Annotated in this window: 1 pseudogene; it reads left to right on the forward strand. The window is 35.0% G+C overall.

Annotated elements, in window-relative coordinates:
* Window positions 1–469 (forward strand): annotated as a pseudogene (locus ACFSCX_RS16195) (group II intron reverse transcriptase/maturase); the annotation flags it as partial.

A 469-nucleotide genomic window follows, 5' to 3' on the forward strand; every position in this document is an offset into this window, starting at 1 on the left:
CAATCCAAAAGAAGCCATGTGCAGCAACGGTTTGGAACTACAATACTGTCGTAATGGGTATTCAAAACTATTACTCAGCGGCAACTCAAATTGTTGATAATTTAAATGGGTTAAATCTCCATCTTAGCAAGAGTCTTTATAACCGATTAAAGGACCATAGAAAAGAAGCAGCATTTTTAGACATGACGAACACTCTACAAAAACGCTACAAAGGGTATAAGACAAGGCTGTATAAGATACAGAACATGGTATTTGTGCCGATTTATGGAAAACGACACAAAACAAATCTATGTTTCTCTCAAGACATATGTAACTATACTGCCGTCGGCAGAAACAAAATTCATCAAAACCTAAAGGCGATTAATAAAAGAGTATTAAGCTATGTTATGAAAAACTTTATTCCTAGTCGAACGATTGAATATAATGACAATCGTATAAGCAAATTCATTGCCCAATATGGAAGATGTGC

The sequence above is a fragment of the Bacillus salitolerans genome, from assembly GCF_042680805.1.
GTDB classification, from domain to species: domain Bacteria; phylum Bacillota; class Bacilli; order Bacillales; family SA4; genus Bacillus_CJ; species Bacillus_CJ salitolerans.